This is a genomic window from Desulfothermus sp., from assembly GCF_053993635.1.
In genome coordinates, this window is sequence record NZ_JBMYBT010000120.1 from 1 (window position 1) to 15048 (window position 15048).

General features: G+C 34.9%; 17 protein-coding genes and 2 tRNA genes. 7 read left to right on the forward strand and 12 right to left on the reverse strand.

Annotated features, from left to right (window positions below; translation table 11 throughout):
• From ACY2V1_RS08675 to ACY2V1_RS08700, 6 genes are all read left to right on the forward strand, one after another.
• Positions 1-1452, forward strand: a 1452-nt coding sequence (locus ACY2V1_RS08675; protein ID WP_461834399.1) for an ATP-binding protein, incomplete at its 5' end; no start/stop codon positions are given.
• A gap of 114 nt (positions 1453-1566) precedes the next feature.
• Positions 1567-2754 carry a phosphoglycerate kinase gene (locus ACY2V1_RS08680; RefSeq protein WP_461834400.1) on the forward strand — a complete coding sequence of 396 codons (1188 nt, stop codon included), beginning with the start codon at positions 1567-1569 and terminating at the stop codon, positions 2752-2754.
• A 17-nt stretch (positions 2755-2771) separates the two neighbouring features.
• Positions 2772-3527 carry a triose-phosphate isomerase gene (tpiA, locus tag ACY2V1_RS08685; RefSeq protein ID WP_461834401.1) on the forward strand — a complete coding sequence of 252 codons (756 nt, stop codon included), beginning with the start codon at positions 2772-2774 and terminating at the stop codon, positions 3525-3527.
• 21 nt (positions 3528-3548) lie between these two features.
• A complete protein-coding gene (secG, locus tag ACY2V1_RS08690) occupies positions 3549-3875 on the forward strand; it encodes a preprotein translocase subunit SecG (RefSeq protein WP_461834402.1) in 327 nt (108 codons plus the stop codon).
• 57 nt (positions 3876-3932) lie between these two features.
• Positions 3933-4016 (forward strand) — tRNA-Leu (locus tag ACY2V1_RS08695).
• A gap of 449 nt (positions 4017-4465) precedes the next feature.
• Entirely contained in the window at positions 4466-4723 is a 258-nt protein-coding gene (locus ACY2V1_RS08700) for a hypothetical protein (protein ID WP_461834403.1), read from the forward strand.
• Positions 4724-4726: 3 nt separating this feature from the next.
• On the opposite strand, the gene ACY2V1_RS08705 is transcribed toward ACY2V1_RS08700, so the two are convergent.
• From ACY2V1_RS08705 to pyrG, 12 genes are all read right to left on the reverse strand, one after another.
• Entirely contained in the window at positions 4727-5215 is a 489-nt protein-coding gene (locus ACY2V1_RS08705; RefSeq protein WP_461834404.1) for a PTS sugar transporter subunit IIB, read from the reverse strand.
• Positions 5205-5621, reverse strand: a complete 417-nt coding sequence (locus ACY2V1_RS08710) for a PTS sugar transporter subunit IIA (protein WP_461834405.1) — start codon at positions 5619-5621, stop codon at positions 5205-5207. The genes ACY2V1_RS08705 and ACY2V1_RS08710 overlap by 11 nt, the downstream gene beginning before the upstream one ends.
• 34 nt (positions 5622-5655) lie before the next feature.
• On the reverse strand, positions 5656-6537 hold the full coding sequence (gene rapZ, locus ACY2V1_RS08715) for an RNase adapter RapZ (protein ID WP_461834406.1): 882 nt from the start codon (positions 6535-6537) through the stop codon (positions 5656-5658).
• A gap of 3 nt (positions 6538-6540) precedes the next feature.
• Entirely contained in the window at positions 6541-6990 is a 450-nt protein-coding gene (locus tag ACY2V1_RS08720) for a PTS sugar transporter subunit IIA (RefSeq protein ID WP_461834407.1), read from the reverse strand.
• A 17-nt stretch (positions 6991-7007) separates the two neighbouring features.
• Entirely contained in the window at positions 7008-7550 is a 543-nt protein-coding gene (gene hpf, locus ACY2V1_RS08725; RefSeq protein WP_461834408.1) for a ribosome hibernation-promoting factor, HPF/YfiA family, read from the reverse strand.
• 19 nt (positions 7551-7569) lie between these two features.
• The gene (gene rpoN / locus ACY2V1_RS08730) at positions 7570-8994 is read right to left on the reverse strand and encodes an RNA polymerase factor sigma-54 (protein WP_461834409.1); all 1425 of its coding nucleotides are present in this window, start codon (positions 8992-8994) and stop codon (positions 7570-7572) included.
• 518 nt (positions 8995-9512) lie between these two features.
• The gene (lptB, locus tag ACY2V1_RS08735; RefSeq protein WP_461834410.1) at positions 9513-10238 is read right to left on the reverse strand and encodes an LPS export ABC transporter ATP-binding protein; all 726 of its coding nucleotides are present in this window, start codon (positions 10236-10238) and stop codon (positions 9513-9515) included.
• 5 nt (positions 10239-10243) lie between these two features.
• Positions 10244-10789, reverse strand: a complete 546-nt coding sequence (locus tag ACY2V1_RS08740) for an LptA/OstA family protein (RefSeq protein WP_461834411.1) — start codon at positions 10787-10789, stop codon at positions 10244-10246.
• Positions 10786-11334 (reverse strand): LPS export ABC transporter periplasmic protein LptC, encoded by a 549-nt coding sequence (gene lptC / locus ACY2V1_RS08745; protein WP_461834412.1) that lies wholly within the window; start codon positions 11332-11334, stop codon positions 10786-10788. Before lptC ends, ACY2V1_RS08740 begins: the two co-directional genes overlap by 4 nt.
• Positions 11304-11828 carry a KdsC family phosphatase gene (locus ACY2V1_RS08750; protein WP_461834413.1) on the reverse strand — a complete coding sequence of 175 codons (525 nt, stop codon included), beginning with the start codon at positions 11826-11828 and terminating at the stop codon, positions 11304-11306. The genes lptC and ACY2V1_RS08750 overlap by 31 nt, the downstream gene beginning before the upstream one ends.
• Positions 11825-12634, reverse strand: a complete 810-nt coding sequence (gene kdsA, locus ACY2V1_RS08755; protein ID WP_461834414.1) for a 3-deoxy-8-phosphooctulonate synthase — start codon at positions 12632-12634, stop codon at positions 11825-11827. The genes ACY2V1_RS08750 and kdsA overlap by 4 nt, the downstream gene beginning before the upstream one ends.
• 239 nt (positions 12635-12873) lie before the next feature.
• The gene (gene pyrG, locus ACY2V1_RS08760) at positions 12874-14523 is read right to left on the reverse strand and encodes a CTP synthase (RefSeq protein WP_461834415.1); all 1650 of its coding nucleotides are present in this window, start codon (positions 14521-14523) and stop codon (positions 12874-12876) included.
• A 399-nt stretch (positions 14524-14922) separates the two neighbouring features.
• Here pyrG and ACY2V1_RS08765 point away from each other — a divergent pair.
• Positions 14923-15014: transfer RNA gene (locus ACY2V1_RS08765), tRNA-Ser, on the forward strand.
• The last annotated feature ends 34 nt before the right edge of the window (positions 15015-15048 follow it).

Consider the following 15048-nt stretch of genomic DNA (forward strand, 5'->3'; position numbering starts at 1 on the left):
CACAAACTCATAACAGGTGGAAAATATTATTTTCTTTCCCGTCCCCGTAGGTTTGGTAAGAGTTTGTTTTTGGATACCTTATCAGAGATATTTTTAGGTAATAAGGAGTTATTTAATGGACTTTATATTTATGACAAATATGATTTTGTTCCCCATCCTGTGATAAGGATAAGTTTTGGAAGTGGAGATTTTGCAGAAGAGGAGACAATATACAGGAAGATAAATTACATATTGGATAGAAATCAAGAGGAACTAGATATAGAGTGTAAAAATGAGCACAGGGACGAGTGTTTTGCAGAACTGATACTGAGGGCGTATAAAAAGTATAAAACCAAGGTAGTGATATTAATAGATGAATATGACAAGCCCATATTGGATAATATAACCAACACAAAGATGGCGTTAAAGGCCAGGAGTATATTGAAGAATTTTTATGGTGTAATAAAGGATAGTGATAAGTACATAAGGTTTGTGTTTATAACAGGTGTGAGCAAGTTTTCCAAATTGAACCTGTTTAGCGGTTTAAACAATTTAGAGGATATAACAATAGATAAAGAGTATGGAGAGATATGTGGTTATACGCACCATGATTTAGAAACAGTGTTTAAGGAGCATTTAAAGGGGGTGGATCTCGGGAAGGTAAAGATGTGGTATAATGGCTATAATTATTTTGGAGAAAAGCTATATAATCCCTTTGACATACTTTTATTTATATCTAAGGGCTATGAATTCAGGAATTACTGGTGGAGTACAGGAAATCCTTCATTTTTAATAGATAAGCTAAGGGAAGAGAACTATTATATTCCAGATTTAGACAATGCCACCATATCAGAAGAGGGGTTAGATGCCTTTGATGTGGAGTACATAGATGTATTGGCGCTATTATGGCAAACTGGGTATCTTACATTTAAGGATAGGCTAGTGGATGATGTAGGGGCAGTGACCTATCAACTTTGTATACCCAATATAGAGATCCAGTTGTCTTTAAATCACCTATTCATAGATTATCTGACCAATCAAAGACATGTAAAATACCAGTATAGAAGTTCCATAAAAGAAAAACTTCAAAAAAGGGACTTTGATGGATTTGTAGAGGTATTAAAATCAATATTTTCATCGATCCCATATGAAAATTATGTAAATAATGTAATATCACGCTATGAAGGTTATTATAGTAGTGTGATATATGTTTATTTAAAGGCACTGGGTTATGAGACAGTAGCAGAGGATACCACAAACAAAGGTCGCATAGACTTAACCATAAAGACAGATTCAATGGTGGTTATTATTGAGTTTAAGGTAGATAGTAAAGAAGAGCCAATAAAGCAGATAATAGAGAAGAGATATTATGAAAAATACGAATCAGAAGGCAAGGAAATTTATTTAATAGGTATCAAGTTTGACAGTAAAGAGAAAAATATATCAGAGTTTAAGTGGATAAGACATAAATGAGATGTGCAAATTGTAGGCAAAAAATTAGCATGTTAGTTTGCTCTATAGAGATTTAAAGGCTTTTTTGAGCCTCGTTGATTATTATAACTTCTTAACTCAAATTGGAGGTATATCATGGCTATTAGATTTATAGATAAAATAGATATAAAAGGGAAAAGGGTCTTGGGTAGATTTGATTTTAATGTGCCCCTAAAAGACGGAGAAATTCAGGACGATTCCAGAATTTTGGCAGCACTAGATACTATAAAATATATTTTAGATAATGGTGGAAGGCTTATTGCCTGTTCACACCTTGGGAAACCAAAGGGGAAAAGGGTTGATGAGTTGTCTTTAAAGCCAGTTGCCCGCCGCCTAAAAGAACTTTTAGACAAAGATGTCAAAATGGCTGATGATTGTATAGGGGATCAAGTGCTCTCTATGTCAAACGAATTAAAGGACGGTGAAATCCTTTTGCTTGAAAACTTAAGATTTTATAAAGGAGAGACAGAGAATGATCCTGAGTTTAGTAAGGAATTAGCCAAGCTGGCAGATGTATATGTAAATGACGCCTTTGGGGTGGTTCACAGAAAACATGCCTCAGTAGTAGGTATTTGCGACTATGTGGACGTGGTGTGTGGCGGCTTTTTAATTAAAAAAGAAGTTGAGTATTTGAATAATTATCTTGCAAAGCCAGAACATCCCTTTGTACTTATTGCTGGAGGAGTTAAGGTATCAACTAAATTAGGGCTTTTAAATAACTTAATAGATAAAGTTAATACGATTTTAATAGGTGGGGCAATGGCAAATACCTTCAGAAATGCCCAGGGCTATCCAATTGGCAATTCCATTTATGAAAAGGATCTGTTAGATGAGGCCCTGAAAATAATAAATAAGGCAAAGGAAAAAGGAGTGGCCTTCTATCTTCCTGTTGACTATGTCATGGGTAAGGATATAAATGATCAAGTTCCATTAGGAGTATTTCCCTATCAAAATGTGGATCCCGAGGGAAAGATCTTTGACACTGGACCAGCAACCCATACCCTATATTCAGAGGTATTAAAGGAGGCTAAGACAGTGGTGTGGAATGGTCCAATGGGCGCATTTGAAAACCCCACATTTTCTCAAGGCTCATTTGGCATAGCCCAGAGCGTTGCTGCTGTATCAGGGACTACTATTGTTGGTGGCGGTGATACAGATAATCTCATTCATAAGTGTAAACTTCAAGATAAAATAACTTTTATATCAACAGGTGGAGGATCTTTTTTGGAATTTTTAGAAGGTAAACAACTACCAGGTCTAAAGGCCCTTGGATTATACGATTAAAATAAGGAGAAATCTCTATGAAAAAATTAATGGCTGCTAATTGGAAGATGTATAAGACCCAGGATGAAGCAAAAAACACAATAAAGGATCTTATTAATATTTTGGGTACAGAGTTGACTGTTGATAGGGATGTTTTGATATGTCCTCCATATACATCGTTAAAGGTTGTTGCAGAGGAGATAAAAGATATAAATTACATGTATTTAGGAGGACAAAATTTTTATCCAGCAAAAGAGGGTGCATATACTGGTGAGATATCCCCTCACATGTTATTGGATGCTGGGTGTTCATATGCACTTGTGGGTCATTCAGAAAGAAGGCATATCTTTTGTGAAAAAGATGAGCTTTTAAAAGAAAAGGTAAAATACGGCCTTGAGGTTGGGTTAAATATAATATTTTGTATTGGGGAAAAAATAGAACAGAGAAGGGCAGGACAGGTGGATCAGGTGTTAAAATCCCAGCTAAGTGTATTAAAAGATGTAAATAATATGTCAGGTATAGAAGATCGCCTTGTAATTGCCTATGAGCCTGTGTGGGCCATTGGTACTGGTGAGGTTGCAGGAGAAAAGGAAATCTTTGAGGCACACAAAATTGTCAGGAATGAACTAAAAAATATATATGGAGAAGTTGGTAATTCCATTAGGATTTTGTACGGTGGTAGTGTGAAGCCAGATAATGCATCTGATATAATTGGTATTGACAATGTAGATGGAGTCCTGGTAGGAGGAGCAAGTTTAAGGGCTGATAGTTTTAGCAAAATAGTTACTGCTTAAAAGTCTATAGGGAGGATAAATTTGGAAACTCTACTACTTACAATTCATTTTATTGCATGTATTTTTTTGATTATTTTGATTTTACTTCAAAGCGGCCATGAGGGAATGGGGGTAATATTTGGAGGCCCCAGTTCTTCGTCCTTTTTTGGGAGCACAGGTGCCGGTGGATTTTTGGTGAAAATGACTGTGATCTTTGCAATAGTGTTTTTTTGTACATCTATGGGGTTTACAATTTATGACTCGTCTAAAAAGGTAAAGACTCAGCATTCTGTGGTCTTAGAAAAGCCAGTGAAGGTAAATAAGGCTCCTGGAGTTCCTGCAAAAAATAAAGATAATACAAAAAAATAAAAAGAAAATTCTAGACAACTGAAAAAAAATTTTATAAATAACATTCTGTTTTTCGATGCCGAGGTGGTGGAACTGGTAGACACGCTATCTTGAGGGGGTAGTGGGCATCCGCCCGTGAGGGTTCGAATCCCTCCCTCGGCATAAAGGGCTGGCACTAAAGGTGTCAGTCCTTTTTTTATTGAAAAAATACCAAGATAATAATCGCAAGTGCCACATAACTCACTATAAATGTCAAATAACTCATTTTTATCCTTAAGGACAAAATCCCACCTATAAAAGATATGGCCCAAATAGCTGGCCAGTTTACTTCTGTGCTGTTAGATAAAGGTATATACCTGTATATTATGGTTAGGGCCTTCATTACAATAATGCAAGAAATAAAAAAAACAGTTATATTTATTAATAGAAGTTGCATAAGAGACTTAATAAGCCTGGGGCCGAGATGGTAGGAAGGGAGTGTAGTAATTTTTTCAGTTATTTTATCGTAGCCTTTGTTTTGTGTTACCCTGTGAAACCTCTCTAACCATTTCCCAATATGTGCAAAGGGGATGGTGGTTAGGAGTAAAAGATAAAATAAATTTGGGTTAGTTATGGGAATGTTACTACTAATGGCAAGTGTCATAAACAGCGGGAACTGCCTTTGGGGAGGGATATATGTCCCTGCAGGAAAAGAGTCCAGCCATAGAAGTTCAAAAAACATTCCTGTGCCTAAGCAAATTTCTATATCCTGGACAAAAAAGGCAAATATGAGCGATATTGTTATAGGTCTGTCAACTAGGCCTATGGGCACAAGAAATCTGGTTAATGAAAAAAGGCCAAAAAAAAACTATACAAAAATAGATTTATAAAATTTATTTCCATAACTCATCCACCGATATTGAAATTGGATTGTTTGGCACACATCTAAAATCCAGTGATATGCCTTTTTTATTTAAGTATTTCAAACAGGTAATGTCCTCCTGACTTAAAAAAATGTGGTCACACACCTGTTTTTTACCAGGTGCATAGTGGAGATTTCCCAGATTCAGGATATTGAATTTAAGTCCAATATCAAATGCCTTTTTTGCATCTTGACAACTGGCAAAAAGGATAAATATTTGCCTATTTTTTCTTTCAAGGATTTTTTTTATTGTTTTTAAAATATCCTGTACACCACAAAAGAACACTTTTAAACTGGCTGGAATGGCAAGTTTTATAATTTCTTGTCTAATAGCATCGTTGTTTAATTCGTCATTTGCTACAACCACATACTTTGATTTAAAATAGGGTATCCAGCTCTCAATTATCTGTCCATGTACAAGTCTATTATCTATTCTGACCCAGATGTTACTACCTTCCATTTGTAGAGACCTTCCTTTGAAGGACTTCTCCTGCTACCCTTATACCTTGTTTACCAGCAAGTTTGGCCTCGGATGCAAGTTCTTTTAATAGAAGATTTCTTGAGGAAAATATTTTAAGGACCATAGGTAAATTTACCCCGGTAATTACTTCAAGGTTGTTTGTTTTTAAAAGGGAAAAGCTTAAATTACTTGGGGTGCCACCAAACATGTCTGTTAAAATTATGACCCCATCTCCTACATCCAATTCCTTTACGCTAATCTGGATATCTCCAAGAATTTCTTCCATTGGTTTAGCTGTATCAATGGTAAGGGCCTTAGTTAGCTCTTGTTTGCCCATTATTAATTCTGCTACTTCAAGTAGTTTTTCTCCCAAATCAAGATGAGTAACTATGAGTACTCCTACCATCTTATACCTCGGCATATTGAATTAGAAAATTGGTTTATCCCAGGGCAAGATGCCTGTGTTCCAACTGGACATTGTAATTTTTTCTCCTTAATCTTTGAGACATTATCTCTGAAATAGCAACTGACCTGTGAAATCCGCCTGTGCACCCAAAGGCAATTGTGAGACGGTATCGTCCTTCATCAGAATATAGGGGTAGCACAAATTCTAAAAAATCTTCCAGTTTGTTCAAAAAGGTCTTTGATTGTTTAAACTTTAAAATATATTTTTGGATTTTTTCTTCCATGCCAGAAAGTGGCCTTAAGTCATTTTCAAAATATGGATTTGGCAGGAATCTGAGATCAAAAACAATGTCAGCCTCTTTTGGTATTCCATATTTGTATCCAAAGGAAATTATATTTATTCTGAAACCAGCCTTACTCTCTATTATAAAATCAAAACTGGACTGTATCTTTCGACGTAAGTCATGGATTGAAAAATTTGATGTGTCAATAACTAATTTGGCTTCCTCTTTAAGGGTGTTAAGTAGTTTTTTTTCTTCTTCTATTGCCTGTGTAAGGCCAATTCTTTTTGATTCCAAGGGATGGGGTCTTCTTGTTGTTGCATACCTTTTTATTAAGATCTCCTTATCTGCCTCTAAAAAGATTATTTGCGGTTCAATGTTATAAGACATAAGCCTTTTTTTTATCTTGTTCCATTCAGAAAGATATTCTTTTTGTCTGACATCTACTCCAAGCGCAAGACCTCTATATTCCGTTGGATTTTCTCCACTAAATAGTTCTGTTAATCTGATAGTCATAGGTAGAGGCAGGCCATCTACTGTAAAGAAACCCATATCCTCAAACACCTTTAGGGCGGTACTCTTCCCAGCTCCAGAAAGACCACTTATAATGATCAAAGGGAGTTTAATTTCATTCATCTTTTAACCTGCTTGTAAAAGTTTCCAGATTCCTTCAACTCCTTCCGCCTCCATAAAGGCTCGTCTAAAACCTGGCTCTTTAAGAATCCGTGATATGTGTGCCAGGATTCTCAAGTGAAGTCCAGCTACATTTTCCGGGGCAAGCACCAAAAAGAATATGTGGCACGGTTTTTTGTCCAATGCATCAAAGTCCACTCCAAGAAAGCTCCTTCCAATAACCACAATGATTTTGTTCAGTTCCCGCAATTTACCGTGGGGGATGGCAACACCATCCCCAATACCTGTAGATCCTAGCTGTTCTCTTTCAAGGAGCACCTTATATGCATTTTTTATATTAAGCTTAGGGAATTTACCCTCGAGTGGTTTAACTAATTCTTTTAATACTTCTTGTTTAGTAGTAGCTTTCAATTCTGGGAGGATAAGATCTTTACTTAAATATTCCGTTAATTCCATTTTAGCTCCCTTTGAGTCTAAATCTGTGGATCTATTAGTCCAAAATCGCCATTTTTCTTTTTGTACAACACATTTACCCTCTTGGTATCACTATTTATAAAGACCACAAAGTTGTTGTCCCTTCTCTGTAACTCTATAGCTGCATCTTCTATTGAAATTGGTTTTGGAATATAATTATCTGACATTACAATATTAGGATGACCTTCTGATACAGATTCTCCAATAGATTCTTGTTTAAAAGTTTGTGATTTATTTAATTTACCTTTTCTTCTATCTTTTTCTTTATCTTTCATTTTTCTAAGTTGGGCGTCCATTTTATCTAGCACTTTATCAATTGATGCATACATATCTTGTGATTCTTCCTGAGCAGATATATGAATGTCATCTGCATTAAATACAACGTCTATTTTTTGTCTATATTTATCAACTTCCATATTTACTTGAAGGTAAGCACTATCAATTCTTTTTATATATTTCTCAAGTTTGCTAAAACGGTTTTCAGCGTATTTTTTTAAATGTTCTGAAGGTTCAAAATTTTTAAAATTAAATTTTATTTCCATATTTCCTCCTTGTATAATTTTAAAAAAATGTTTTTCTCTTGCTTGATGCTGGGATTCCCATTGATTCCCTATATTTTGCTACAGTACGTCTGGCAATATTAATTTCGAACTTTTCTTTCAAAATCTCTGCAATTTTTTGGTCGCTTAGTGGTTTTTTTGGATCTTCTTCTGAAATTAATTTTTTTATATAATACTTTACACTTTGTGCGGATACTTCATTACCGTTACCTGCGTTAATTCCGCTATTGAAAAAGAATTTTAGTTCAAATATACCATGGGGCGTGGAAATGTATTTATTAGTAGTTAATCTACTTACTGTAGACTCATGGACTCCAATATCTTCTGCAATATCTCTAAGAACAAGAGGTTTAAGGTGTGTGATTCCATGTTCAAAAAAGTCTCTTTGAAATTTTATAATGCTTTCAATAACTTTGTATAAGGTTCTTTGTCTTTGATGTATACTTTTTATAAGCCAAAGTGCATCTTTAAATTTTGATTCAAGGTATTCTTTATCTTTACTGTTATTTTTTTTGAGTAATTCCAAATAATATTCATTTATTTTTATATTTGAAAAACCTTCATCATTTAGTATAATTACAAAATCGTCTTCATATTTAAACACATATGCATCTGGGCTTATATAAACGGTTTCACCTTCACTAAAATTATTTCCTGGCTTTGGGTCTAAACTCTTGATAATTTCTACATATTCCAACACCTTGTCTATGGTAATATTTAATTTTTCAGCAATTTTATTATATTTTTTTTTCTCAAGGTATGGTAGGTAGTGTTCTATTATTTTTTTTATGGTGTCATCTAATAATCCCAGGAATTTAAGTTGTTCTATGAGACATTCTTTTAAACTTCTACTTCCAACACCTACTGGATCAAATTGTTGGATCTTTTTTAAGATCTTTTCTACTTGCTCTGGACTTTTTTTCACTATATTGGATATTTCCTCTACACTGCTGTCCAAATAACCTGAGGAATTGATATGTTTAATAATTATTTCTCCAATTTTGATTTCTTCTGGATCCATGTTAGATAGGTGAAGTTGCCATAATAAATGGCTTTCCAAAGTTGGTTTTGATGCACAAAAGGCCTCTAAGTTTGATTTTTCATCTGGAAATTCAATCTCCCTTGCGATTTTTGATGAACTGGAAAAATATCCAAGATAATTTTCCCATTCAGCATTTTTGAGCAGATGTTTTTCATCAATTTTTATTAGAGTAGGAGTATCGTTTGTTGGACCTTTTTGTTCTGTATTTATTTCTTGGGGTTCTGGTGTAGTTTCTTCTAGTAAAGGATTTTCTTGCAATGCCTGTTGGACTCTTTGCACCAGCTCAAGTCTTGAGAGCTGCAACATTTTTATGGCCTGTTGCAATTGGGGCGTCATTACAAGTTGTTGACTCAGTTTAAGATTTTGTCTCAGTTCCAGACTCATTATTTGTTTGCTCCCTCCTATTGATTTTCCTCAAAAGATTTTATTTAAACAGGCTTTGCAAAATTGCTCATCAAATATTATGCCACATCTCTCGATTCAAAGCAAATCAAAATTAATTGGGTTTTTGGGTTTATCGAGTTTTTGGGTTTGTTGGGTTTAACCCGTTATTCAGTGAACAGTGAACGGAAAGAGGGGTGTAGGGGCGGATTGCATGTCCGCCCACGTAGGGGCAAATTCTATATTTGTCCAATTGTAGGGGCAATTCATGAATTGCCCACTTGATTCGTGATTCGTGAATGGGTGGATGAGGTACCAATATACCCCTACACCACTAACCAATAACCACTATACCAATAACCACTACACCACTACACCAATGACCGTGAACAGTGATTCGTGATTCGGGAACAGAACAGAAAGAGAACTAAACCACTATACCACTACATCACTACACCAATAACCAATAACCACTACACCACTATACCAATACACCAATATACCACTACACCACTCAGCCCTTAAAGTTCAAAGTGATCCCCAAGGTATATCCTCCTGGCAATTTCATTGTTAGCCACATCTTCTGGAGTTCCACTCAAGATGATTTTCCCTTCATACACCAGATAAACGAGATCGCAAATTTTCATTGTATCTCTGACATTATGGTCAGAGATAAGTATCCCAATACCTTTTTGTTTTAACTTTGCAATAATATTCTGGATATCCAAAATAGCCAATGGGTCAATACCAGCAAAGGGCTCATCAAGTAAAATAAATTTGGGTTGTCTTATTAGTGATCTGGCAATCTCAAGACGCCTCCTCTCTCCTCCTGACAAATAACACGCCTTTTGTTTTTTTAAGTGGTGGATGCCCAATTCTTTTAATAAAAAATCTTTTCTCTCTTCCTGTTCTTTTGAGGACAGTCCTGTAAACTCGAGAATAATTTTAAGATTTTCTTCCACAGTAAGTTTTTTAAAAACAGAGCTCTCCTGGGGCAAATAGCTTATTCCTTTTCTTGCACGTTTATATAATGGCCAGGTAGTGATATCTTCATTATCTAAAAAGACCTTTCCTTTAGTAGGAGAAATTATGCCTACTAATATGTAAAAAGTAGTGGTTTTGCCGGCACCATTTGGACCTAAAAGTCCTACCACCTGTCCATTTGACACAGAAATACTTATATCTCTGACTACTGTCTTTTTCCCGTAACTTTTGGACAGTTTCTTTCCCTGTAGATGTGAGTCCATAATTCTTAATCTTTATTTGTCAGTGTTTCATTGCTCTTATTTTGAGAATTCTCTTGCTTTTCAGGATAAAATATGATTTTTACTTTAGTAGCATTATTTGAAAAAATTTCGCTGGTATTTTTATTTAAATCAATAACTAATTTATCGCCCTCAATTTTATTTTTATTTTGAATGAGCTTTACATTTCCATTCAATGTAATTTTTTGACTTTTTATATCATATTCTGCAGTAGAGCAATACCCATCTTTATCTTTAAATATTATATGAACATTTCCACTAGCAATCATTTTTTTTATTATGTCTTTTTTATTTTTTTTGGAATTAATATTTTTTACTTTTTTATTTAAAAAAATTATCAACTTATCTGATTTAATCGTTAAATCTTTATTTTTGGCAATAACTTTATTTTCAAACAACACCTTATTTTCCTTTTCAAAATAAATAGCCTTCTCTGCATCTATAGTAATTGGAGATTTTACATTTTTACAAAATCCAACTTTATTTAAAAAGAATATATAGAAAAAGATCAATAAAAATATAAATTTTTTCATATGATTGTAACCTTAACATTTCTTTTTATAGTTAAAATATGTTTGTTTAAATCTATTATTCCTTCCAGACCTCTAACAATTAATTGCTTATTGCTTATTTTAATCCCATTTTTAAATGTAATTTTGTTGAGTCTTAAATTGAAATTCATAAAGCTGGCATTCAGAATGATATCTTTATACTTACCTTTTATTTTGTGTTCAAATTCTATCTTCTTGAGTTCCCGGTAATAAAAACCCCTTTGAGCACTCAAGTTAACGGTGGAATTATCATTTAAGGTTATCAATAAATTTGGGGATATAAAGCGAATCTCAGATAATTTGTCTTTTGAAAGGACCTTATCTGCCTTTAGGATCCAAACTCCCTTTTTTGTAACTCCTTTTATTGTGGCCTTTTGTAATATGGATTCAAATGGTAGATTTTTTATTAAAAAACGCTGCCTGGGGTGGGTTTGTTTTGATTTTTGAAAACAAATTAATGCACCGCCAATCACAAATGCAAGTATCAACATAAATGCTAGAACTTTTGGTTTAACCATCTTTCCCATAACTGTTCTAATTTCCCTTGCGTGCTCAAAATAAAATTTATTGCTTCTCTGAGGGCGCCTTCTCCTCCTTTTTTTTGTGAAATCCATTTTGCAATCTTTTTTATCTCTGGTTGACTATTTTTTACAGCCATAGGTAGTCCCACTAATTTCATGGCAGGGCCGTCCACCCAATCATCCCCAAGATAGGCCATTTCTTCAAGTTTAATATTTTTTTCTTTAGAAATTTTTCTTATCAGATGATCTTTCTTTAGAAAACCTTCATAATATTCAGTGATTCCGAGTTGTTTTATTCTAGCCTTTACTGCTTCTGATTTTAATCCTGTTATTATAACTATATCCAATCCAGCCATTTGTGCCAGTTTTATACCAAGGCCATCCTGCACATTAAATTTCTTGAACACTTTCCCTTCATCGTTGTAAAACAAACCTCCGTCAGTGAGCACTCCATCTACGTCACTTATAAGTATCTTTATTTTTTTTACCAATTCCTTCATGAAATTGCCTGTCTTATTTTTATTAATTTTTTTATTAAATCTTCCAGTCTGTCAAGCTCCCAGCTGTTTGGACCATCGCACAGGGCATTGTCTGGGTCAGGATGTACTTCCATAAAAATTCCGTTACACCCAGCTGCCACTGCACAGCTAGCAAGGTGGGGGACATACTCCCTTTTGCCTCCCGAGGACTTTCCCTTTCCACCAGGAAGTTGCACTGAATGGGTGGCATCGAAGATTACAGGACAACCTGTCTTTTGCATAATTGGAATAGATCTAAAATCCACAACAAGGTTGTTGTAGCCAAAAGAACTACCTCTTTCTGTTAACCAGATCTTGTTATTTCCTGTTGATTTTACTTTTTCAACAGCATTTAACATGTCCCAGGGAGCTAAAAATTGTCCTTTTTTTATATTTACTATTTTATTTGTCTTACCTGCAGCAATTAACAAATCTGTCTGCCTGCATAAAAAAGCAGGAATCTGAATTACATCAACCACTTCAGCTACCAAGCTTGCCTGGGATGGTTCATGGATATCGGTTGTTATGGGTAGCTTATATGTTTCTTTTACCTTGTTTAATATCTCAAGACCCTTATTAAGACCTGGCCCTCTAAAACTCTTTATAGATGTCCTGTTTGCCTTATCAAAAGAACTCTTAAATATTACAGAAATATTGTATTTGTCAGAAAGTCCTTTGACCTCTTTAGCCACTTTTAGAACCACATCTTTGTTTTCAATAACACATGGTCCTAATATAAAAAACAAAGATTCAAAGCTATTTTTGTATATTTTTTCTAGATCATTCATTTTTCCCCTGCTTTACTTTATTTTAGTTTGTTGGGTGTTATAAAGGTTCAAAGTTTTATGTTCAAGGTTCTAAGTTCTATGTTCTAAGTTCTCTGTTTTAGGTTCCTTGAATATTAAACTTTAAACATTGAACGTTGAACAATTTAATCCCCTAACCCATCCACCCATTAACCCTCCCACCCATACTCTCTTTTATTTTAATCACCAATCACTAATCACGAATCACGAATTACGAATCACTAACCACATCGTAATTTTTCTTTTGCTGCTTTTATAAAGTTGACAAATAAGGGGTGTGGATCCATTGGTTTGGACTTAAATTCTGGATGAAACTGACATCCCACAAACCAAGGATGATCTTTAATTTCTATTATTTCTACTAGTTCTTCATCTGGAGATAGTCCACTTAAGACCATTCCCTTTTTTTGAAAATCCTCTGCATATTTTTTGTTAAATTCATATCTGTGTCTATGTCTTTCGCTTATTAACTCTCTTTTATATGCTTCAAAACTCTTTGTACCTTTTTTGAGTTTGCATGGATATGCCCCGAGTCTCATTGTACCACCTTTTTCAGATGATACATCCCTTTTCTGCACGCATTTTTTTCTAAAGTCATACCATTCAGTCATAAGGTATATAACGGCATCTGGGGTGTTGGGGTCAAATTCAGAGGAATTTGCCTTGGGCAGATTCAATACATTTCGGGCAAATTCAATTACTGCACATTGCATTCCAAGACATATTCCAAAAAAAGGAATTTTATTTTCCCTAGCATATTTGCATGCAATGATCTTTCCTTCCACCCCGCGGGAACCAAATCCTCCAGGCACTAAGATTCCATGCACGTGCCCAAGTTTTTCATGCACATTTTCTTGTGTCAACTCTTCAGAGTTTACATAGACCAGCTCTGGTTTTACATTATTTGCTATTCCACCATGAACTAGGGCCTCATGTAAACTTTTATAGGATTCCTTTAAGTCTACATATTTTCCAACAATAGCAATTTTAGGTCCTGGGTTTAATGATTTTAGTTTCTTTACAAGATTTATCCATGGTGTAAGGTCTGGATTTTTTGCAGGAAGTTTTAACATTATTGCTATTTTTTGGTCTATACCTTCATTGTAAAATGTAAGGGGGACTTCGTATATATTCTCAACATCTACAGCAGAGAAAACAGCGTCTGGGTCAACATTACAAAAAAGGGCAATTTTTCTTTTTATCCCTTCATTGAGTTCCATCTCACTTCTGCATAAAATAATATCCGGTTGAATACCTATGCTTCTGAGTTCTTTTACACTGTGTTGGGTGGGTTTTGTTTTTAGCTCTCCAGCAGTTTTAATGTACGGAACCAATGTTAAGTGGATATATAAAACGTTTTCTTTTCCAAGGTCATAGCGCATTTGTCTGATAGCCTCTAAAAAAGGTTGCCCCTCAATATCCCCAACAGTGCCGCCAATTTCAATTATGGCAACATCTTCGCCATTTTTTACTACGTTTAAAATAGATTGTTTTATTTGATCTGTTATATGGGGAATAACCTGGACAGTGCCTCCTAGATAATCACCCCTGCGCTCTTTTTTTATAACCTCATAATAAACGCTTCCAGAAGTGCAGTTATTGTGTTTACCCATGGGAATTCCTAGATATCTTTCATAATGCCCAAGGTCCAGATCAGTTTCAGCTCCATCGTCAGTTACATACACCTCTCCGTGCTGAAAAGGGTTCATTGTCCCTGGATCTACATTTATGTATGGATCCAATTTTTGAATGGTGACCTTTAATCCCCTTGTCTTGAGCAATGCCCCTATTGAGGCTGCTGCCAGTCCCTTGCCTAAAGATGACAGAACGCCTCCAGTAATAAAAATAAACTTTGTTTTATTATTGGTCATACTTAAAACTTCCCTTTGTTTTTATTTAGAAAAAGGTAATATTAAACCTACTGGTGTATTGGTTATTAGTTATTGGTGTAGTGGTATATTGGTACCTCGTCCACCCATTTACCCATCCACCCATTCACGAATTACGAATCACAAAGAACAGTGAACAGATTTTAGGAAACTGATTATTTTTTATTTTGGTGTATTGGTTATTGGTGTATTGGTTATTGGTGCATCACCACCCATCCACCCGTCAACCCATCCACGAATCACAAATCACGAATTACGAATCACAAATTCACAACAAGACATTATACACCCTATAAGAGTAAAAGTCTATTTTTTGGTTTGTAGAAAAATACTTGACATAAGATGGCAACAAATATAAAATATAACTTCCATTTGAGACAAGGAGAGGTGGCCGAGCTGGCTGAAGGCGCTCGCCTGCTAAGCGAGTATAGAGGCTAAAACCTCTATCGAGGGTTCAAATCCCTCCCTCTCCGTGTTTACATAAGACGGACAAAGATGTCCGTCTTT

Excerpts from the sequence above, each read along its gene's own strand:
- pyrG (WP_461834415.1), bottom strand. The coding sequence starts at position 14,523 with ATGACCAATAATAAAACAAAGTTTATTTTTATTACTGGAGGCGTTCTG.
- ACY2V1_RS08680 (WP_461834400.1), top strand. The coding sequence starts at position 1,567 with ATGGCTATTAGATTTATAGATAAAATAGATATAAAAGGGAAAAGGGTC.
- lptB (WP_461834410.1), bottom strand. The coding sequence starts at position 10,238 with ATGGACTCACATCTACAGGGAAAGAAACTGTCCAAAAGTTACGGGAAA.
- ACY2V1_RS08750 (WP_461834413.1), bottom strand. The coding sequence starts at position 11,828 with ATGAAGGAATTGGTAAAAAAAATAAAGATACTTATAAGTGACGTAGAT.
- rapZ (WP_461834406.1), bottom strand. The coding sequence starts at position 6,537 with ATGAATGAAATTAAACTCCCTTTGATCATTATAAGTGGTCTTTCTGGA.
- ACY2V1_RS08705 (WP_461834404.1), bottom strand. The coding sequence starts at position 5,215 with ATGGAAGGTAGTAACATCTGGGTCAGAATAGATAATAGACTTGTACAT.
- ACY2V1_RS08720 (WP_461834407.1), bottom strand. The coding sequence starts at position 6,990 with ATGGAATTAACGGAATATTTAAGTAAAGATCTTATCCTCCCAGAATTG.
- kdsA (WP_461834414.1), bottom strand. The coding sequence starts at position 12,634 with ATGAATGATCTAGAAAAAATATACAAAAATAGCTTTGAATCTTTGTTT.
- ACY2V1_RS08700 (WP_461834403.1), top strand. The coding sequence starts at position 4,466 with ATGGGAATGTTACTACTAATGGCAAGTGTCATAAACAGCGGGAACTGC.
- rpoN (WP_461834409.1), bottom strand. The coding sequence starts at position 8,994 with ATGAGTCTGGAACTGAGACAAAATCTTAAACTGAGTCAACAACTTGTA.
- lptC (WP_461834412.1), bottom strand. The coding sequence starts at position 11,334 with ATGGGAAAGATGGTTAAACCAAAAGTTCTAGCATTTATGTTGATACTT.
- ACY2V1_RS08710 (WP_461834405.1), bottom strand. The coding sequence starts at position 5,621 with ATGGTAGGAGTACTCATAGTTACTCATCTTGATTTGGGAGAAAAACTA.
- tpiA (WP_461834401.1), top strand. The coding sequence starts at position 2,772 with ATGAAAAAATTAATGGCTGCTAATTGGAAGATGTATAAGACCCAGGAT.
- ACY2V1_RS08740 (WP_461834411.1), bottom strand. The coding sequence starts at position 10,789 with ATGAAAAAATTTATATTTTTATTGATCTTTTTCTATATATTCTTTTTA.
- hpf (WP_461834408.1), bottom strand. The coding sequence starts at position 7,550 with ATGGAAATAAAATTTAATTTTAAAAATTTTGAACCTTCAGAACATTTA.